This window comes from Streptomyces sp. GbtcB6, assembly GCF_019091475.1.
GTDB classification, from domain to species: Bacteria; Actinomycetota; Actinomycetes; order Streptomycetales; family Streptomycetaceae; genus Streptomyces; species Streptomyces hyaluromycini.
In genome coordinates, this window is the sequence record NZ_JAGXJL010000012.1 from 22,820 (window position 1) to 41,417 (window position 18,598).

The 18,598-nt window shown below is 70.7% G+C and carries 17 protein-coding genes and 3 pseudogenes; 11 read left to right on the forward strand and 9 right to left on the reverse strand.

Going from position 1 to position 18,598, the window contains the following annotated elements:
* Positions 1–41: 41 nt before the first annotated feature.
* The 4 genes and pseudogenes from KVT45_RS21205 to KVT45_RS21220 form a co-directional block, all read right to left on the reverse strand.
* Complete coding sequence (locus tag KVT45_RS21205) at positions 42–341, reverse strand: SHOCT domain-containing protein (RefSeq protein WP_308310842.1); 300 nt, start codon at positions 339–341, stop codon at positions 42–44.
* 481 nt (positions 342–822) lie between these two features.
* Positions 823–1,029 (reverse strand): annotated as a pseudogene (locus tag KVT45_RS58455) (MFS transporter); the annotation flags it as partial.
* Positions 1,008–1,391, reverse strand: coding sequence for an MFS transporter (locus tag KVT45_RS21215; protein WP_217549731.1), 384 nt, complete (start codon positions 1,389–1,391; stop codon positions 1,008–1,010). The pseudogene KVT45_RS58455 and the gene KVT45_RS21215, both read right to left, overlap by 22 nt.
* An 88-nt stretch (positions 1,392–1,479) precedes the next feature.
* Positions 1,480–3,066 (reverse strand): annotated as a pseudogene (locus tag KVT45_RS21220) (oleate hydratase); the annotation flags it as partial.
* A 182-nt stretch (positions 3,067–3,248) separates the two neighbouring features.
* On the opposite strand from KVT45_RS21220, the gene KVT45_RS58115 reads away from it, so the two are divergent.
* On the forward strand, positions 3,249–3,398 hold the full coding sequence (locus KVT45_RS58115) for a hypothetical protein (RefSeq protein WP_217549735.1): 150 nt from the start codon (positions 3,249–3,251) through the stop codon (positions 3,396–3,398).
* A 588-nt stretch (positions 3,399–3,986) separates the two neighbouring features.
* Here KVT45_RS58115 and KVT45_RS21230 read toward each other — a convergent pair.
* From KVT45_RS21230 to KVT45_RS21240, 3 genes are all read right to left on the reverse strand, one after another.
* A complete protein-coding gene (locus tag KVT45_RS21230; protein WP_217549737.1) occupies positions 3,987–4,688 on the reverse strand; it encodes a response regulator transcription factor in 702 nt (233 codons plus the stop codon).
* A 77-nt stretch (positions 4,689–4,765) separates the two neighbouring features.
* Positions 4,766–5,443: a CBS domain-containing protein gene (locus KVT45_RS21235; RefSeq protein ID WP_217549739.1), complete on the reverse strand. Its 678-nt coding sequence runs from the start codon at positions 5,441–5,443 to the stop codon at positions 4,766–4,768.
* A 39-nt stretch (positions 5,444–5,482) separates the two neighbouring features.
* Complete coding sequence (locus KVT45_RS21240; RefSeq protein ID WP_217549741.1) at positions 5,483–5,947, reverse strand: cyclic nucleotide-binding domain-containing protein; 465 nt, start codon at positions 5,945–5,947, stop codon at positions 5,483–5,485.
* Between the two features lie 206 nt (positions 5,948–6,153).
* On the opposite strand from KVT45_RS21240, the gene KVT45_RS21245 reads away from it, so the two are divergent.
* The 6 genes from KVT45_RS21245 to pflA all read left to right on the forward strand — a co-directional run bounded on the left by KVT45_RS21245 (position 6,154) and on the right by pflA (position 13,921).
* The gene (locus tag KVT45_RS21245) at positions 6,154–7,623 is read left to right on the forward strand and encodes an APC family permease (RefSeq protein WP_254647136.1); all 1,470 of its coding nucleotides are present in this window, start codon (positions 6,154–6,156) and stop codon (positions 7,621–7,623) included.
* 24 nt (positions 7,624–7,647) lie between these two features.
* A complete protein-coding gene (locus KVT45_RS21250; RefSeq protein WP_217549744.1) occupies positions 7,648–8,853 on the forward strand; it encodes an arginine deiminase in 1,206 nt (401 codons plus the stop codon).
* A 12-nt stretch (positions 8,854–8,865) separates the two neighbouring features.
* Positions 8,866–9,867 (forward strand): ornithine carbamoyltransferase, encoded by a 1,002-nt coding sequence (gene argF, locus KVT45_RS21255; RefSeq protein WP_217549746.1) that lies wholly within the window; start codon positions 8,866–8,868, stop codon positions 9,865–9,867.
* Positions 9,868–9,870: 3 nt separating this feature from the next.
* On the forward strand, positions 9,871–10,794 hold the full coding sequence (locus tag KVT45_RS21260; RefSeq protein ID WP_217549748.1) for a carbamate kinase: 924 nt from the start codon (positions 9,871–9,873) through the stop codon (positions 10,792–10,794).
* Positions 10,795–10,901: 107 nt separating this feature from the next.
* The gene (pflB, locus tag KVT45_RS21265; protein ID WP_217549750.1) at positions 10,902–13,187 is read left to right on the forward strand and encodes a formate C-acetyltransferase; all 2,286 of its coding nucleotides are present in this window, start codon (positions 10,902–10,904) and stop codon (positions 13,185–13,187) included.
* Positions 13,184–13,921 (forward strand): pyruvate formate-lyase-activating protein, encoded by a 738-nt coding sequence (pflA, locus tag KVT45_RS21270; protein ID WP_308310833.1) that lies wholly within the window; start codon positions 13,184–13,186, stop codon positions 13,919–13,921. Before pflB ends, pflA begins: the two co-directional genes overlap by 4 nt.
* A 1-nt stretch (position 13,922) precedes the next feature.
* Here pflA and KVT45_RS21275 read toward each other — a convergent pair whose 3' ends face one another.
* On the reverse strand, positions 13,923–14,606 hold the full coding sequence (locus tag KVT45_RS21275; RefSeq protein WP_217549752.1) for a hypothetical protein: 684 nt from the start codon (positions 14,604–14,606) through the stop codon (positions 13,923–13,925).
* Between the two features lie 247 nt (positions 14,607–14,853).
* On the opposite strand from KVT45_RS21275, the gene KVT45_RS21280 reads away from it, so the two are divergent.
* From KVT45_RS21280 to KVT45_RS21295, 4 genes are all read left to right on the forward strand, one after another.
* Positions 14,854–15,483 (forward strand): DoxX family membrane protein, encoded by a 630-nt coding sequence (locus KVT45_RS21280; protein ID WP_217549754.1) that lies wholly within the window; start codon positions 14,854–14,856, stop codon positions 15,481–15,483.
* 157 nt (positions 15,484–15,640) lie between these two features.
* A complete protein-coding gene (locus KVT45_RS21285) occupies positions 15,641–16,546 on the forward strand; it encodes a universal stress protein (protein WP_217549756.1) in 906 nt (301 codons plus the stop codon).
* Between the two features lie 24 nt (positions 16,547–16,570).
* On the forward strand, positions 16,571–17,593 hold the full coding sequence (adhP, locus tag KVT45_RS21290) for an alcohol dehydrogenase AdhP (RefSeq protein ID WP_217549758.1): 1,023 nt from the start codon (positions 16,571–16,573) through the stop codon (positions 17,591–17,593).
* 5 nt (positions 17,594–17,598) lie between these two features.
* Entirely contained in the window at positions 17,599–18,459 is an 861-nt protein-coding gene (locus KVT45_RS21295; RefSeq protein ID WP_217550145.1) for a universal stress protein, read from the forward strand.
* 38 nt (positions 18,460–18,497) lie between these two features.
* Here the strand turns inward: KVT45_RS21295 and KVT45_RS21300 are convergent.
* Positions 18,498–18,596: pseudogene (locus tag KVT45_RS21300) on the reverse strand (polyphosphate kinase 2); the annotation flags it as partial.
* Positions 18,597–18,598 lie beyond the last annotated feature (2 nt).

The following is an 18,598-nucleotide window of genomic DNA, read 5'->3' on the forward strand; positions in this document are numbered from 1 at the left end:
GTCGCACGGGTCGGAATCCGGCCCGAGGATGGACGACGCGGTCAGTTCTTGACCGGTACCGACGGCGCACCGCGCAGGATGCCCAAACGGCGTTGGTACTCCTCTTCGTCGATCTCGCCGCGCGCGTACCGTTCGGCGAGGATCTGCTCGGCGCCCGGGCTGCCGGGGGCGGGCGGCGCACTCCAGCCGGGGTGTCCGCCCAGGTGCGCACCAGGGCGCAGCAGAGCACGGAAGAGCAGCACCACGATGGTGATGAGCGCCGCCCAGAACAGCAGATTGCCGGCGGCCATCCAGAACCAGGCCCAGCCGCTCATTCCACGTCCGTACCAGTACATCATCATGGTCACTTCCCCAGTTCAGCGACGTCCGGGCCGACGCCCGTGGGATGGATTCGTTTCCAGGATCTCGACGGGAGGCCGCCGGACAACAGGTCCCGTCCGGCCCTCCTGAGGGCCGGTAGACCCTGGTACATGGTCGCCGCCCGGTGCCAGAGCCGGACCCATGCGGTTCTGGTAGCGCGTCGTCAGGAGGCTGCCGATCACGGCCACGCCCAGCGCGCCGCCCAGTTGGACGGAGACACCGTTCGCGGCCGAGCCGACCCCCGTGTCGCTCTGCGGCAGGGTGCCCATAAGGGAGTCGAGTGCGGCCGGGAGGACCAGTCCGGCCCCGAGACCGAGCAGCAGTATGCCGGTGAGTACGTCCTCGTACGTGCTGGAGACGTCCGCGCCCGATGACGGACAGGACCGACCCGACCGGATCGGGCCGAGGCGCCGACGGATTGCGAGAGTCGGGCACGAGCCGGGTCGCGCACACCAGGCCGGCGACGGCGAACGGGACGTTGACCCAGAACACCGAACCCCACCAGAAGTGCTCCAGGAGGAGACCGCCGGCCACCGGGCCGATGGCGATCCCGAGTCCGCTGGTGGCCGCCCGCACACCGATCGCCCTGCGCCGCTCGCCCGGGTCACGGAACATGTCGGTGATGATCGACAGAGTGGACGGCATCATCATCGCCGCGCCCGCACCCATCCGGCCCGTGCCGCGATGAGCATCCCCGTCGAGCCGGAGGACGCGGCCCACGCCGACATTCCCCCGAACACCGCCAGACCCGTGACGAACACGCGGCGGCGGCCGAACCGGGCCGCGCTGCTGCCGGCCACCAGCATCAGCCCGGTGAAGACCAGGGCGTAGGCGTCCACGATCCATTGCAACCGGGTCGTCGACGCGTCCAGTTCGCGGACCAGAGTGGGCAGTGCCACGTTCAGGATCGTGTTGTCCAGAGTGACGATCAGCAGTGACACACAGAGCACGAGCAGTGCCACCCAGCGGTTGGCCGGACCGCGATTCCTCGGTGCTGTGGCCTGCTCCGGTACGTCTCGTAAATTCGTCACGGGCCCATGCAATGCCGCGGGCCCGGTGACGGGGCAGGTACCCGAACGTCCCTGGGAGGGTCCGAGCGGCCCTCCCAGGGCGCGTGCGTCACCGGCGGTGCATGGTCTCCAGCGCGGCCGCCAGCACGTGGGGGTCGTGGTGGCCCTTGTAGACGGCCGGCGGTTGCTTGTCGAGGTGGAGAAGTTCGGACACCGCCGCCCACGCCGTGCGCACGGAGTACTCGACCGTGAAGACGACGTCGTCCGGCACCTCGGCGAACTGCCCGATGAAGGCGAGGTTGACCGAGCCCTCGGGCACGACCTCGGGGCGATCGTCGCGACGGCGGTTCAGGAACTGACTGGTGATGTAGGGCATCAGGCAGGGAATGACCGTGGACGTCTCCAGGACGCGGGCACTGGTCCGGTCGTCGAAGTGCAGGTGGTGCAGGACCTCTTCCAGGATCTCCCGGCCGGAGCACATGGTCATCGGTTTGGGCGTGTGGTTGCCGGCCCGGCCGGGGAAGAGGCCGTAGCCCCACCAGACCGAGACACCGTCCGGCTGGTCGCGGTAGACGGGTTGGCGGTTGGCGACGATGCTGAGCAGCCAGTTGGAGTCGGTGAAGGTCACCAGCCCGCCCTTGCCGGTCTCCCGACCGCTGAACTCGGCCAGCGCGTCGAGGAGGACGGGGTCCTTGGCCGTGACCGTGAAGGACTCCCAGCGGGACTCCTTCACGTGCTTGTCGAAGGCGTCCGGGTTCCCGAAGTTCTCGCGCCCGCGGGCCAGCCGGTGCCAGAGCAGCCAGGCGTCCGAGCGCTGGGGAGGCGGCGGCGGGGGAGACGTGTGCGTGCCCCGGCTGGAGGCATCGGTCATGGAGCCGTTGGTGACAAGGACCAGATCCTCGGGGGCGACGGCGATCCTCTCCTCGCGGCCGGCCCGGGTCACGCGGATGGCTTCCACTGTCCCGCTGTTCGTGCCGGGGGCGAAGTCGAGGTCGGTGACCCTGCATCCGGGGTGGACGGTCACGCCGCGCTCGCGCAGCCAGGACGCCAGGGGGCGCACGATCGAGTCGTACTGGTTGTACCGGGTCCGGTGGATGCCGGACATGGAGCCGAACTCCGGGAACAGGTGGATGAAGCGGCGGAGGTAGCGGCGGAACTCGATCGCGCTGTGCCAGGGCTGGAAGGCGAACGTGGTGCACCACATGAACCAGAAGCTCGTGGTGAAGAAGTGCTCGCCGAAGCAGTCGGTGATCCGCTTGTCGTCCAGGTGCCCCTCGGGGGTCGCCAGACACCGGACCAGCTCCAGTCGGTCGCGCTCGGAGAACCCCATCGAGCGGGAGTCGACGATCTTTCCGTCCCCGTCGACCAGCCGGGCGATGTCGTCCCAGGCGAACTCCTCGTGGCCGGCCAGGATCTCCTGGGTCACGGTCACCGAGGGATCGTCCAGCGTGGGAATGCCGGACAGCAGGTCGTACGTGCAACGGAACTCGGCCTCGAACATCCGCCCGCCGCGCATGGTGTAGCCGGCCTCCGCGCTGCCGCCCGCGTCCAGGCTGCCCCCGATGCCCATCTGCTCCTCGAAGAGATGGATGTCCGCGCCGTCGAACCCGCCGTCGCGGATCAGGAATGCCGCCGCGGCGAGCGCCGCGATCCCGCTGCCCACCAGATATGCCTTCGCCATCACAACACTCCTCGTCGCTCGCGTCTGCGGATCCTGAACCGCACCTCCTACGCTTTCCTGCGCGAGCCGCGCCGTCAGTGGGCCGTTGGTCACCGGTCGGGCCCGGACGGCCCTGGTGGGCAGGCGGGGAAATCGCCTCGCGAGCTGTGCCACGGTGTCGGTACCAGCAGGCGCGGAGACGGAGGTCCGTCGGGGCCGTGTCCGGCGCGTATCGCCATCTGCGGGTGGCGAGGCCGTCCGTCCGCGGGTGGGATCAGCTGATCACGCAGATCGGGCCGTTCCAGTGCCTGGTGGAACAGCGAGGCCTGTACGCCGTGCGCGGTGGCCACCAGCAGGACGTGTTCTAGAGCCTCCCCGCGCGCAGCCGGCCGGCCCGGCCGTCAGTGCGCCCGGATGCCGAGGCGAAAACGCCAGGGCTGCGTGTTGTGGATCGACGGCGCGGCCACGGCGGCGGAGACCAGTTTCTCCAGCGTGCACGCGTCGAGAGCTGGGCGGACATGATGACTCCCTCCCCGACCGGGCCGCGTTGCGGCGCCACCAGAGGGTGCGGCGGCGGCCGCTTCGAGCATCCCCGGCGGCGAGGCGGAGCAGCAGGGGATGCTCGGCCTCCCCCGGTGCCGGCTGTCGCCCGGCGTTCAGCGATCGGCCGATGAGGTCGGACCCGGCCGCACGCGACGTCCCGTGCGGCAGGTCGCGCGTCCCACCGCCGCGGTGGGCGGCCGCCGCATGCGTACGCGGGCCGCCACCGGAGGCTGCTGCCGGTGCGATCAGCGGATCGGGTCGGCCCTGTCCGTGACCGTGAACGGACCGTGATCGTCGCCGCAGGGTCGGTCGACGACGATCACGGTCCGTCGGACGAAGCAGTGGCGGGCCGGGCGGAGGAGCGTGAGCGAACGGGGAGTCGGTGCGGAAGAGGGCGACCCCGCCGCCCCTGCTCACCTCGCCGGTCGGCCCCCGGTCTCCGGCTGTTCCAGGTGGGTGGCGAGGACCGCGGCCTGGACGCGGCGCTGGACGCCCAGCTTGGCGAGGAGGCGGGAGATGTGGTTCTTGACGGTCTTCTCGGAGAGGTAGAGCTTCTTGCCGATCTCGCGGTTGGTGAGGCCGTCGCCGATGAGGGCGAGGATGTCGCGTTCGCGGGGGGAGAGGCTCGCCAGTTCGGGCGGCATGGACGGGGTCTCGGCGGGGTCGGCGCGCAGCGAGCGCATGAGGCGGGCCGTGGTCGCGGGGTCCAGCATCGACTGGCCGGAGGCGACGGTGCGGACCGCGGAGACCAGGTCGGAGCCCTTGATCTGCTTGAGGACGTAGCCGGACGCGCCGGCCATGATCGCGTCGAGCAGGGCGTCCTCGTCGTCGAACGAGGTGAGCATGAGGCAGGCCAGGTCGGGCATCTGGTCGCGCAGCTCCCGGCAGACCGTGATGCCGTCGCCGTCGGGCAGGCGGACGTCGAGGACGGCGACGTGCGGGCGCAGGGCGGGGCCGCGGGCGAGGGCGTGCTGGACGGTGCCGGCGTCGCCGACGACCGAGATGTCGGGCTCCGCGTCGAGCAGGTCGGTCAGGCCACGCCGGACGACCTCGTGATCGTCGAGCAGGAACACACGGATCGGGTCCTGCTCCGAGAAGGTGCGTGGCTCTGCCATGTCGTCCCCTGGTTCCCCGGATGAAGAGCAGACTGCGCGCTGCCCGGGACGATCATCGCCTGCCGGGGCCGGTTGTACTAGGGCCGACCGGCCCCACTTGCCTCTCCGGCGTGGTCGGACGTGAGCTCGAATCCCACGTCCACCACCCCTTCCACGGCCCGGACCAGCCGCGCCGCCACGGGGACGAGGGCGGTGTCCCGGATCCGGCCGACGAGCTTCACCACTCCTTCCTGGACGTCGACGCGCAGCGCGGAGGAGGGTGGCGGGAAGAGGTAGGAGACGACCTCGCGCCGTACCTCCTCGGCGATCTCCTCGTCACCGCGCAGGAAGACCTTGAGCAGGTCGGCACGGCTGACCACGCCCTGGAGCACGCCGAGCTCGTCCACCACGGGGAGCCTCTTGACCTTGGCCCGTGCCATGGTGCGGGCGGCCTGCGCGAGGGTGGCGTCCGGGCGGGTGGTGAGAGCAGGTGAGGTCATCAGCTGTTCCGTCGTCACCGCGCCGGCCTTCGTCAGGTCGGCGAGCCTGCGCAGCTGTGTGTACCGGTCGGGGTCGCCGTCCCGGAACTCCTCCTTGTGCAGGAGGTCCGCCTCGGAGACGACGCCGACGACGCGGCCCTCGCCCTCGACGACCGGCAGGGCGCTGACCTGCCAGTCCCGCATCAGCTGCACGAGCTCCTTGAAGGAAGCCCGCCGTCCGACGCTGACGACGGTCTGTGTCATGACGTCGCTCACGATGTGTGGTGTGCCGTGCATGGTCACTCCCAGGAGAGCCGAAGGGGCCGAGGCGCGTCGTCAGAGGCCGGCGTCGGCCCCGTACGGGGCGTACAGGTCCAGCAACCGGGTGCGGGTGGCGCGCAGGCGGTGGGCGAGTATCTGGCCCACCCACTGGCTGACGGCGTTGCCCAGTGCCGGGTCGTCCTGGCACATGGAACGGACGGCGACGGCGTCGAACTCGTAGGCCCGGACCGGTGTGGTGGCCTCGGCGCCCAGATGCCACACATACGGTGCGAACAGCCAGGACCAGCCGACCAGTTCGTCGTGGCCGAGGTTCTCGATGACGGCCGCCCGGCGGCCGGGAACGCGCATGTCGAGTTCGACGCGGCCGGAGCGGATGATCCAGAACCGGTCGGCGCGAGCGCCCTCCTCGAAGAGCCGCGTCCCCTGGGGGAAGGAGACCTCCCGGGCGAGGCGCATCAGCCGTTCCCGATGTTCGCTGGGAAGGGCGCGCAGCATGCTGGGGGTCGGTGCGGTGCTCATGGCGTACCTCCCGGGCGGGCCGTACTGACTACTACTGCCAGCGTGCGGCGGACACCCCGGAGGCGGCATGGGCCGAACGGTCCCGGCCGGCCGGGACCTTCAGTACGTCCCTGAGCCCGTACGGCCGCTCCCCGCACCCCGCTGTGGCGCAGAACGATCAGTCCCACATCGATTCCTCCGCAGCGCCACGCACAAGGAGCACAGCCATGCCCACGACCCCGACGAGCGGGAGACGAGCCGTCCCGGTGGCGGCGGCCCTCGGTCTCCCCGCCGCCTCCGCCCTCGTGATCGGCAGCATCATCGGCACCGGTGTCTTCGCCCTGCCCTCGGCGCTGGCGCCGTACGGGCCGATCGCGCTGGTCGCCTTCGGCGTCGTTACGCTCGGAGCGCTCGCCCTGGCGCTGACCTTCGGCTCGCTCGCCGGGCGGACCACCGCGAGCGGCGGGCCCTACGTCTACGCCCGCGAGGCGTTCGGCGAGTTCGCGGGGTTCCTGAACGCCTGGTCGTACTGGATCACCGCGTGGGCCGGCAACGCGGCGATCGTGGTGGCCTGGGTCGGCTATGTCGAGGTGTTCGTCAACACCGGCCACAAGACTTGGATCTCGGTGCTCCTCGCACTGACCGGCCTCTGGATACCGGCCGCGATCAACCTCACCGGCGTACGGAACATCGGCGCCTTCCAGGTCATCACCACGGTGCTGAAGTTCGTCCCGCTGGTCTTCATGGCCACCGTCGGGCTGTTCTTCGTCGACCCGCACAACTTCGGCTCCTTCAACGCCAGCGGCCAGTCGGCGCTGGGCGCGATCTCCGCTGCGGGGGCCATCGCCCTGTTCAGCTACCTGGGCCTGGAGGCGGCGTCGGTCGTCGCCGGCCGGGTGCGGGAGCCGGGCCGCAACGTGCCGAGGGCCACCGTGTACGGCACGCTGGTCTGCGCCGTCATCTACATCCTGGGCACCCTCGCGGTCTTCGGGACCGTCTCGCACGCCGGTCTCGGTTCCTCCACCGCGCCCTTCACCGACGCCGCGAACAACATCTTCGGCGGCACCTGGGCCGGTGACGTGGTCGCAGTCGCCGCCATCGTCTCCGGCATCGGCGCCCTCAACGGCTGGACCATGCTGTGCGCCGAAATGCCGTACGCCGCCGCCCGTGACGGACTGTTCCCCACCGCCTTCGCCCGGCTGCGCGGCAAGAACGGCGTGCCCGCCTTCGGGATCGTCGCCTCCACCGTGCTGGCTTCGCTGATCACTGTCTTCAGCTACACCCGCTTCGAGGACGTCTTCACGAAGATCGTGCTGCTGAGCGTGCTGACCGCCGTCATCCCGTACCTCTTCTCCGCCGCCGCCCAGCTGTACTGGCTGCTGGTGCACGGCAGGGAGTCGCTCAGCCCGAAGCGGCTCGCCCGCGACACGACCGTCGCCGCGCTGGCGCTCGCCTTCTCCTACTGGTCCATCCAGGGCAGCGGCTACCAGACCGTCTACTACGGGCTGTTCGTCGTGCTGATCGGTGTGCCGGTCTACGTCTGGCTCAAGCGCGACCAGGGCCTGGCCGCCGCCGGCACCGGTGCCCCGCGGCGCGCCCCGGAGACGACGCTCCCCAGTCCCCGACGCCCCCGCGGACTGCGCACCAACCGCGTCGGCGGCGCCCGCAAGCCGCACCCCCTCAACCACCAGGACTGACCCAGCGCCCCCGGAAAGGCCACCATGAACACCTTCCACGTCGACTCCGAGGTCGGCCGCCTGCGCCAGGTCATCCTGCACCGCCCCGGCCTCGAACTCTCCCGCCTCACCCCGCGCAACGTCGACGCGCTCCTCTTCGACGACATCCTGTGGGCCAAGCGGGCCCGCGAGGAGCACGACGCCTTCGCCCAGGTCCTGCGCGACCACGGCACCCGCGTCCACTACTTCGCCGACCTGCTCGCCCAGGCCCTAGACGCCGACGGCGCCCGGGACTGGCTGCTGGACCGGGTCGTCACCCCGGCCACCGTCGGCCCGGCACTCGTCGACCCCGTCCGCGCGCTGTGCACCGAACTCGACGGGGAGACCCTGGCCGGCTACCTCATCGGCGGGATCCTCAAGAGCGACCTGCCCCTTGCCACCCCGCACAGCCTGGTCTGGAACGCCCTGGGCGCCGACGACTTCGCGCTTCCGCCGCTGCCCAACCACCTCTTCCCGCGCGACAACTCCTGCTGGGTCTACGACCGGTTGTCGGTCAACCCGATGGCCAAGCCGGCCCGCCGTCGCGAGAGCCTGCACGCCGAGGCCGTCTACCGCTTCCACCCGCTGTTCGCCGGCACCCTCGTGCCGGACGGCGTGGCCGGCACCCTGGAAGGCGGTGACGTCCATGTCCTCGGCAACGGGGCCGTGATGGTCGGCATGGGGGAGCGCACCACCGCCCAGGCGGTGGAGAACCTGGCCGCCCGGCTGTTCGCCGACGGCACGGCCACCCGGCTGATCGCCGTCCAACTGCCGTCCGCACGGGCCTACATGCACCTGGACACCGTCCTGACCATGGTCGACCGCGACGCCTTCGCCATCTACCCCGGACTCGCCGACTCCCTGCGCTCCTGGACCCTCACCCCGAGCGCCGATCGCGACACCGGCTTCGAGGTGACCCCCGACTCCGACCTGGCGACCGCGCTCGCCGAGGCCCTCGACCTCGACAAGGTCCGCATGCTCTCCGCCCCGCAGGACATCCGGGGCGCCGAACGCGAACAGTGGGACGACGGCAGCAACTTCCTCGCCGTCGCGCCCGGCGTGATCGTCGGCTACGAGCGCAACGTCACCACCAACACCTACCTGCGCAAGCAGGGCATCGAGATCGTCACCATCGCCGGTGCCGAACTCGGCCGCGGGCGCGGCGGACCGCGCTGCATGAGCTGCCCGATCCAGCGCGACCCGGCCAACTGACAGGACATCACCATGACCGTCGACCTGCGAGGCCGCTCCTACCTGAGCGAACTCGACTTCACCGCCGCCGAGATCCACCACCTCCTCACCCTCGCCGCCCACCTCAAGGCCGAGAAGCGCACCCGCACCGAGCGGCCCCGGCTCACCGGCCGGAACCTCGCGCTGATCTTCGAAAAGACCTCCACACGCACCCGCTGCGCCTTCGAGGTCGCCGCCGCCGACCAGGGCGCCCACACCACCTACCTCGGCCCCGGCGACACCCACATCGGCGGCAAGGAGTCCATCGCCGACACCGCCCGCGTGCTCGGCCGCATGTTCGACGCCATCGAGTACCGGGGCAGCGCCCAGTCGATCGTCAGCGAACTCGCCGCCCGCTCCGGCGTCCCCGTCTACAACGGGCTCACCGACACCGCCCACCCCACCCAGAGCCTGTGCGACGTCCTGACCATGCACGAGCACAGCGCCAAGCCGCTGCAGGACATCGCCTACTGCTACCTCGGCGACGCCCGCAACAACATGGGCAACTCACTGCTCTCCATGGGCGCCCTGCTCGGCATGGACGTCCGCATCGCCGCCCCGCACAAGCTGTGGCCGCACAGCGATCTGGTCACCCGGTGCCGGGCGCTCGCCGAGCGCAGCGGCGCCCGCATCACCCTCACCGAGGACGTCGAGACCGCCGTACACGGTGCCGACTTCCTGCACACCGACGTCTGGGTGTCGATGGGCGAGCCCGCCGACACCTGGCGGGAGCGCATCGAACTGCTCCTGCCCTACCAGGTCAACGACAAGACGCTGGCCGCCACCGGCAACCCGGACGTCAAGTTCATGCACTGCCTGCCGGCCCTGCACGACCGCAGCACCCACCTGGGCCGGGACCTCTACGACGCCCACGGCCTGGACGGCCTGGAGGTCACCGACGAGGTCTTCTCGTCCCCGGCGTCGATCGTCTTCGACCAGGCGGAGAACCGGCTGCACACCATCAAGGCCGTGCTCGTCGCCACCCTGGAGGACTGAACCATGCGTATCGTCGTCGCCCTCGGGGGCAACGCCCTGCTGCGCCGGGGCGACCGCCCCGACGCGGCCGTCCAGCAGGAGAACGTCGACCGGGTCGTCACCGCCCTCGCCGCGCTCGCCCACGACCACGAACTGGTCATCACCCACGGCAACGGCCCGCAGATCGGCCTGCTCGCCATGGAGAGCGCCACCGACCCGGCGCTGACCGTCCCCTACCCGCTCGACATGCTGGGCGCCGAGACCCAGGGCATGATCGGCGCCCTGCTGGCCCGCGCCCTGCACAACGCCCTGCCCGGCCGCCGTATCGCCACCCTGGTCACCCACACCCTGGTCCGGGCGGACGATCCGGCCTTCGCACGGCCCACCAAGTTCGTCGGCCAGGTCTACGGCCAGGACGTCGCCAAGGCCCTCGCGCGCCGCCGCGGCTGGCGCCTGGGGCGGGACGGCAAGGGCTGGCGCCGCGTCGTGCCCTCCCCGATCCCGCAGGGCATCGTCGAGACCGAGACCCTGCACGAACTCCTCAACGGCGGCACGCTGGTGATCTGCGCCGGCGGCGGAGGCATCCCCGTCACCGCCGACCGGGACTCCGGGGCCCTCACCGGCGTCGAGGCGGTCGTCGACAAGGACCTCACGGCCGCCCTGCTCGCCGAGGAACTGAAGGCCGACTTCCTGCTCATCCTCACCGACGTGCCCTGCGTGTACTCGGGTTACGGCACCCCTGACCAGCGCCCGGTGCTCGACGCCACCCCGGACGAGCTGCGCGGCGCCGGCTTCCCCGAGGGCTCCATGGGCCCCAAGGCGGAGGCGGCCGCCCGCTTCGTGGAGCGGACCGGGGGACTGGCCGCCATCGGTGCCCTGGACGCGGCGTACGAGATCGTCCACGCCCGCTCGGGCACGCTCGTCCGCCCGGACCTCGACGGCGACTGACCGACCGAGCAGGGCCGTCCGGCCCCGGTCCGGGGGACCGGGCGGCACTCCACACGAGCGCGGCGAGCGACGAGCATCCCAAGTGAGAGATCGGGAGAGGACCGACGATGACCGCAACGATGACAGCCGGCAACCGCACGACAGACGCCTGGCGGAGCTTCGCAGGCACCCACTGGCGCGTGGGGGTCCCCCCGGCCGAAGGCTGGGGGAGGATCGACGTGCGCGACTTCATCCAGGCCAACTACACCCCGTACGAGGGCGGCCCGGAGTTCCTGAGCGGACCCACCGACCGGACCCGCGCGGTCTGGGCGAAGGTCAGCGCGCTGTTCCCGGAGGAGCGCCGCCGGGGCATTCTCGACGTCGACACCGCCACCCCGTCCACGATCACCTCGCACGCCCCCGGCTACATCGACCGCGACCGCGAACTGATCGTCGGCCTCCAGACGGACGCCCCGCTCAAGCGCGCGATCATGCCGAACGGCGGCCTGCGGATGGTGGAGAACGGGCTGCGCGCGTACGGCTACGAGGCCGACCCGTTCGTGACCCGCGTCTTCGGCACCTACCGCAAGACCCACAACGACGGCGTCTTCGACGCCTACACCCCCGAGATGCGCGCCGCCCGCAAGGCCGGCGTCATCACCGGACTGCCCGACGCCTACGGGCGCGGCCGGATCATCGGCGACTACCGGCGCGTGGCGCTCTACGGCACGGACCGGCTGATCGAGGCCAAGAAGGCCGAGCGGGCCAAGCTCGACGCCTGCGGGTCCGGCACCGAGGTGATCCGTGACCGGGAGGAACTCGCCGAGCAGATACGGGCGTTGGGCGAGCTGACGCAGATGGCGGCGACGTACGGCTGTGACGTCTCCCGGCCCGCCGCGACCGCCCACGAGGCCGTGCAGTGGCTCTACCTCGGCTATCTCGCCGCCGTGAAGGAGCAGAACGGCGCCGCGATGTCGCTGGGCCGCACCTCCACCTTCCTCGACGTCTACCTCCAGCGGGACCTGGCGGACGGGATCCTCGACGAGACGCGCGCCCAGGAACTGATCGACGACTTCGTGATCAAGCTGCGGATCGTCCGGTTCCTGCGCACCCCCGAGTACGACGCCCTGTTCTCCGGCGACCCCACCTGGGTGACGGAGTCCATCGGCGGCATGGGCGCCGACGGCCGCACCCTGGTCACCCGCACCTCCTTCCGGTTCCTCCAGACCCTGTACAACCTCGGCCCCGCCCCCGAACCCAACCTGACCGTGCTGTGGTCGCCCCAACTGCCTGCCGGTTTCAAGGAGTTCTGCGCCCAGGTCTCGATCGACACCAGTGCCGTCCAGTACGAGTCCGACGAACTGCTGCGCCCGCGCACCGGCGACGACACCGCGATCGCCTGCTGCGTGTCGGCGATGCAGGTCGGCCGGCAGATGCAGTTCTTCGGCGCCCGGGTCAACCTCGCCAAGGCCCTGCTGTACGCGATCAACGGCGGCCGCGACGAGATGACCGGCGAACAGATCGCCCCCGCCGCGCCCCCGCTGACCGGGGAGTACCTCGACTACGAGGAACTCTCCGCGGCCTACGACCACGTCCTGGACTGGCTGGCCCGGACGTACGTCAACGCCCTCAACGTCATCCACTACATGCACGACAAGTACGCCTACGAACGCATCGAGATGGCCCTGCACGACTACCCCGTGCACCGCTTCATGGCGTGCGGCATCGCCGGCCTCTCGGTCGCCGCCGACAGCCTGTCCGCCGTCAAGCACGCGCGGGTGAAGGTGTTCCGGGACGCCACCGGACTCGCCGTCGACTTCCGGACCGAGGGCGACTTCCCGGCGTACGGCAACAACGACGACCGCGCCGACAGCATCGCCGTCGGCCTGGTGGAGTCCTTCATGGCGAAGGTGCGCCAGTACCCCACCTACCGCAACGCCGAACACACCCAGTCCGTCCTCACCATCACCTCGAACGTCGTCTACGGCAAGCACACCGGCAACACCCCCGACGGCCGCCACGCCGGACAGCCCTTCGCCCCCGGCGCCAACCCGATGAACGGCCGCGACCGCCACGGCGTCGCCGCCTCCGCCCTCTCGGTGGCCAAGCTGCCCTACGAGCAGGCCCGCGACGGCATCTCCCTGACCACGACCATCACGCCCGAGGGCCTGGGCCACAACCCGGCCGAACGCGCGGGCCACCTGGTCGGCATCCTCGACGCCTACACGGCGGCCGGCGGCTTCCACATGAACGTCAACGTCCTCGACCGCGCCACCTTGGAAGACGCGATGGAACACCCGGAGAACTACCCGGACCTGACCATCCGGGTCTCCGGATACGCCGTCAACTTCGTCCGCCTGACCCGGGAGCAGCAGCTCGACGTGATCAGCCGCACCTTCCACGGATCGCTGTGAGCACCGTGCAGCACGGCCGGATCCACTCCTGGGACCTGTCCACCGGCGTGGACGGTCCCGGGACCCGGTTCGTCCTCTTCGTCTCCGGCTGCCCGCTGCGCTGCCTGTACTGCGCCAACCCGGACACCTGGCACATGCGCGACGGCAAGGAGACGACCGTCGACGAGGTGATGGCGGAGATCGAGAAGTACCGCGCCTTCATCACCACGGCCGGCGGCGGAGTGACCATCACGGGCGGCGAACCGCTCCTCCAGCCCGCCTTCACCGGCGAGATCCTGCGCCGCTGCAAGGAGGCCGGACTGCACACCGCCCTCGACACCTCGGGTTTCCTCGGCGCCCGCGCCACCGACGAACTCCTCTCCCACACCGACCTGGTCCTGCTGGACATCAAGTCCTTCGACGTCCGCACCTACCGCGCCCTGACCGGTGGCGAACTGTCCCCGACCCTGAACTTCGCCACCCGCCTCGACCGCCTCGGCGTCCCCATGTGGATCCGCTATGTCCTGGTCCCCGGCTGGACCGACGCCCCGGAGCCCATCGACGGGCTGGCACGCTTCGTCGCGGGACTCGACTCGGCCGACCGGGTGGACGTGCTTCCCTTCCACAAACTGGGTGCGGCGAAGTACGAGGCCCTCGGTGTTCCCTTCCCGTTGCGGAACAATCCCGTTCCCACCCCCGAGCTGACCGAACGCGTCCGCGAACTGTTCCGGGCGCACGGGCTGTCGGCGTACTGATTCAGCAGTTGCTCTTCTTCCCGTTCCGCTGGACGATGATCGAATTGCTGTCCTTCATGTCGGTACCCGGCGGGAAAGCGGAGTTCACCAGACCGGTGATTTTGATGTCCGGGAGACGGAACGCCTTGGCGCTCGGTACGAGGTAGTTGTTCTCGTAGTCCGTGGCGTTCTCCAAGTAGTCGGACATGTCCTGCCGGATGAACACGGCGGTGATCACGAACTCGGAGGTTTTCTGGGCGTCGCTGCCGACCATCCCGGTGGTGCTCCAGTTTCCGCCGCTGGTGTTCGGGTCGACCCTTCCGAGAAGGAAGATCGAATGCTGTCCTGACCTGCGCCCGGTGAGCCAGAGGGTGTATCCACGGGCGACTTTCGCCCGCCCCGAGAAGGGCTGGCACTGGTCCACCAGGGCCGGGTCACCACCCGAGCTTCCCGGTGAGCCGATGGTCACCCATTGCGCAGACCCCGGTGTGCTCGATGACACGAACGTCGACGGCGGGTCGGTGGAGTCCTTGTGATCGCCTCCTCCGTCGAAGGCGCCTGTTATCGCGGCCAAAAGCGTGCCGAGGCCGGCGAGAAGCCCTCCTAACGGGGTGTAAATGCGCAGCCATCTGCGATCGGTGTTCGGGGACGGGGTTGGTGGTGAGGGCGGGTCGTCGCCATCGGGATTCGCCGCAGATGATGACATTTCATTACCTTTCTTGCGCGTGGTCTCCCGATGATGCTCGGCTTCAAAGTGCCATAAACGGCGCAAAGGCGTGTTGGTGGCGCTTTTCGTTGCGGCGGCGCGCCCCCCAAAGGCCCCTGCAAACAGGGCCGTTCAGCCCTGCGGGCACAGACCTTCGGCATCGGGTGGCCAACGCCCCGTGCGACAAGAGTGAGTGGCGTCAGACACCGAACGCACAGCCCCACTTCTCCCCGAAGGGATCACCACCATGGCCGTGCACGAGCACCCTCACCGTAGCTCCGGATTCCACCTGCCGTCCTTCCGCCGGCCCCGGACCGCCTCCGGCTCCGAGTCCGCGGTGGCGACGGTGACCGACACGCACACCGCACCGGCCTACGTCCTCGCCTCCCTGCGGCTGCTCACCGGGTTCCTCTTCCTGTGGGCCTTCCTCGACAAGACCTTCGGCCTCGGCTACGCCACCCCCTCCGGCAAGGGCTGGATCGACGGCGGCTCGCCGACCAAGGGCTTCCTCAGCTCCGTCGCCGCCGGCCCGCTGGAGTCCACCTTCCACTCCTGGGCCGGGGACACCTGGGCCGACTGGCTGTTCATGCTCGGCCTCCTCGGCGTCGGCCTGGCCCTGACCGCCGGCGTCGCGTTGCGCCTGGCCGCCGTCGCGGGCACCGCGATGATGGCGCTGATGTGGATGGCCGAATGGCCGCCCGCCAAGCACCTCTCGGACGGCTCCGTGAGCATGTCCACCAACCCGTTCGCCGACTACCACCTCATCTACGCCGTGGTCCTGATCGCCCTGGCCGTCGCGGCCGCCGGCGACACCCTCGGCCTGGGGCGGCTGTGGGCCCGGCTGCCCTTCGTCCGCACCAACGGGTGGCTGCGCTGAACGCCCGCCGGGCGGTGGGACCGCGGTCGGTCCCGCCGCCCGGGCCCGGGGCCGAACGGCCCCTGTCCGGGACTTGTGGCCCCTGCCCGCCGGACCCCCTGAACACGACGCTGGAACCGGATCCCCCCAGGGGTCCTTGGCGCAGGAGGTGAAGACCATGCTCCGTACGGTCACCGCAGGTCTCGACGGCTCGGCCGAGAGTCGGGCAGCCGCCGAATGGGCTGCCCGCGAGGCGGAGTTGCGCGGTCTCCCGTTGAAGATCGTCCACGTCTGGGAACCTGTCCCCGACCCCATCGCGCAGGCTCCGCTGCTCGGACCCGAGACCCATCAGCACTGGACCGAGCGGATCCCGCGGGAATCCGCGGAGGGACTGCGGCTGCGTCACCCCGGTATCGAGGTGGTCGGCGAGCAGCTGTCCGGCAACCCCGGCGAGGTTCTCGCCGAGGCGTCGAAGACGGCCTCCCTCCTCGTCCTCGGCTCCCGGGCCCTCGGCGGTGTCGGCGGCTTCCTGGTCGGCTCCGTCGGCCTGAGCGTCGTGGCCCACGCCGAGCGCCCCGTGGTGCTGGTGCGGGCGGGGGAACAGGCCGCCGACGAGCACGAGACCGACCCGGCGGGCATTCCGTCCGCCGCCACGGCCTTCCGCCCCGTCGTCCTCGGCCTCGACACCGACCACCCGGACGAGACGCTGATCGAGTTCGCCTTCGACGCCGCCCTGCGCCGCGCCACCTCGCTGCGGGTCGTGCACGCCTGGTTCCCGCCCCCGTACTACGCGTACGGGATGCCCGTGAACCCGCCCCTGTACGAGGCACTGGCCCTGGAACAGTCCCAGGCCCTCGCCGAGGTGCTGAGCCCCTGGCGGCAGAAGTACCCGGACGTGAAGACCACAGAGGAGTCCCGCTACGGCAGCGCCGCCGAGCAGCTCGTCGAGGCGTCCCGGGAGGCCTCGCTGGTCGTCGTCGGCCGGCAGATCCGCCACGGTGCCCTGGGCGCCCACATCGGCCATGTCACCCACGCCGTCCTGCACCACTCCACCGCCCCCGTCGCCGTCGTAGCCCACGGCTGACCCACCCCGAGGAGAGAACAGATCATGAAGGCAGCGGTCGTACGAGCCTTCGGTGAGCCCCTGGTCATCGAGGAGCGCCCTGACCCCGAGCCCGGCCCCGGCCAGGTCCGCGTCCGTGTCGAGGCCTCCGGGCTGTGCCACACCGACATCCATGCAGCGCACGGCGACTGGCCGGTCAAGCCGAACCCGCCGTTCGTGCCCGGACACGAGGGCGTCGGACTCGTCGAGAAGCTCGGTGAGGGCGTCACCCACCTGAGCGTGGGGCAGCGGGTCGCCGTGCCCTGGCTGGGCAAGGCCTGCGGGCGGTGCGAGCACTGCCTGTCCGGCTGGGAGACCCTGTGCGAGCGGCAGGTCAACACCGGCTACGGCTGCGACGGCGGGTACGCCGAGAAGATGCTGGCCTGGGCCGACTTCGCCCAGCCGGTCCCACAGGGCGTCACCCCCTTCGACGCCGCCCCGCTGACCTGCGCCGGCGTCACCACGTACAAGGCGCTCAAGGTCGCCGGCGTACGGCCCACCCAGCTCGTGGCGATCTCCGGCGTCGGCGGACTCGGCCATCTGGCCCTCCAGTACGCGAAGATCGCCGGCGCCCAGGTGGCCGCGATCGACGTCACCGACGACAAGCTCGAACTCGCCGCCGAACTCGGCGCCGACCTCGTCATCGACGCTCGCAAGGACGACGTCGGCGCCGTGCTCAAGCAGCACGGCGGCGCGCACGCCGCGATCGCGCTCGCCGTGAACGACGCCGCCTTCGAGGCCGTCAACTCCGGCCTGCGGCGCGGCGGCAAACTGGTGATGGTGGCACTGCCCGCACACGGCACGGTCCGCGTCCCGATCTTCGACACCGTGCTGAACGGCACGAGCGTGATCGGCTCGATCGTCGGCACCCGGCAGGACCTCGCCGAGGTGTTCCAGCTGCACGCGGCCGGCCGGACCAAGGTCGTCTACGAGACCCGTCCGCTGGGCACCGTCAACGAGTCGATCGAGGACGTACTGCGCGGCCAGGTCAAGGCCCGGATCGTCTTCGACATGGGCGCGGGGCGGTGAACACCGTGGACCTGCCCGTCGTGGTCGGGGTCGACGGCTCCGAGTCCAGCCTGCGGGCCGTCGACTGGGCGGCCGACGAGGCCGCCCTGCGCGGGGCGCCGCTCCGGCTGGTGTACGCCTCGCTGTGGGAGCGGTACGAGGGCGAATCCCTCGCCGACGACCTCACCAAGCCGTCCGACGAGCTGATGGCCGAGGACGTGGTCGACATCGCCGCTCAGCGGGCCCACCGCAGGCAGCCCGGCCTGAAGGTCACCACCGACATCCTGCCGGAGGAGCCGGAGTACGCGCTGGTGCACGAGAGCCGCGAGGCTGCTGCGCTGGTGCTGGGCTCCCGGGGACGCAGCGGTTTCGTCGAGATGCTGCTCGGCTCGGTCGGCCTGACCGTCGCCGCGCAGGCCCACTGCCCGGTGATCGTGCTCCGCGGCAGCCACGACAACCAGGTCCGCACCGGGAGCGACGGCCGGATCGTGCTCGGCGTCGGCGGCAAGGAGGCCGTGGCCTTCGCCCTGCGGGAGGCCGAACTGCGGGGCGCCGAGGTCGACGCCGTACGGGCCTGGCGGGCCCCCGCGCGTGAGACCACCGATCACGCGCTCCTGTCCGGGGAACCCGCCCGGCTGCACGAGCAGCAGGCCTCCGACACCCTGGAGGAGGCACTGAGCGAGGTACCGGAGAAGGTCCGCGTGCACCGTCAGACCGTCGAAGGCCCCGCCCGTCAAGTGCTGCTGGCCGCCTCCCACACCGCCGACCTGCTGGTGGTCGGGGCCCGGCGCAACACCGGGCACCTCGGGCTCCAGCTCGGCCGGGTGGCCCACGGAGTCCTGCACCACGCCGCGTGCCCGGTCGCCGTCGTACCCGAACGGACGTGAGTGCGGTGACCGGCCGCTCCGCGGCTAGCTGAGGTCCTCCGTTTGATCGTGCCGCCTTTGCCGGCGGCGTCCCGCCCCTCGAAGACCACGACCAGATGTTGCCCCGTTGCCGGCACCCACTCCCGCGGCTTCACCAACC

Bases quoted from the DNA above. Each gene is read 5' to 3' on its own strand.
- KVT45_RS21250 (WP_217549744.1), top strand. From the start codon at position 7,648: ATGAACACCTTCCACGTCGACTCCGAGGTCGGCCGCCTGCGCCAGGTC.
- KVT45_RS21235 (WP_217549739.1), bottom strand. From the start codon at position 5,443: ATGCACGGCACACCACACATCGTGAGCGACGTCATGACACAGACCGTC.
- KVT45_RS21240 (WP_217549741.1), bottom strand. From the start codon at position 5,947: ATGAGCACCGCACCGACCCCCAGCATGCTGCGCGCCCTTCCCAGCGAA.
- adhP (WP_217549758.1), top strand. From the start codon at position 16,571: ATGAAGGCAGCGGTCGTACGAGCCTTCGGTGAGCCCCTGGTCATCGAG.
- KVT45_RS21205 (WP_308310842.1), bottom strand. From the start codon at position 341: ATGATGATGTACTGGTACGGACGTGGAATGAGCGGCTGGGCCTGGTTC.
- KVT45_RS21275 (WP_217549752.1), bottom strand. From the start codon at position 14,606: ATGTCATCATCTGCGGCGAATCCCGATGGCGACGACCCGCCCTCACCA.
- pflB (WP_217549750.1), top strand. From the start codon at position 10,902: ATGACCGCAACGATGACAGCCGGCAACCGCACGACAGACGCCTGGCGG.
- argF (WP_217549746.1), top strand. From the start codon at position 8,866: ATGACCGTCGACCTGCGAGGCCGCTCCTACCTGAGCGAACTCGACTTC.
- KVT45_RS21245 (WP_254647136.1), top strand. From the start codon at position 6,154: ATGCCCACGACCCCGACGAGCGGGAGACGAGCCGTCCCGGTGGCGGCG.
- KVT45_RS21280 (WP_217549754.1), top strand. From the start codon at position 14,854: ATGGCCGTGCACGAGCACCCTCACCGTAGCTCCGGATTCCACCTGCCG.
- KVT45_RS21230 (WP_217549737.1), bottom strand. From the start codon at position 4,688: ATGGCAGAGCCACGCACCTTCTCGGAGCAGGACCCGATCCGTGTGTTC.
- KVT45_RS21260 (WP_217549748.1), top strand. From the start codon at position 9,871: ATGCGTATCGTCGTCGCCCTCGGGGGCAACGCCCTGCTGCGCCGGGGC.
- KVT45_RS21285 (WP_217549756.1), top strand. From the start codon at position 15,641: ATGCTCCGTACGGTCACCGCAGGTCTCGACGGCTCGGCCGAGAGTCGG.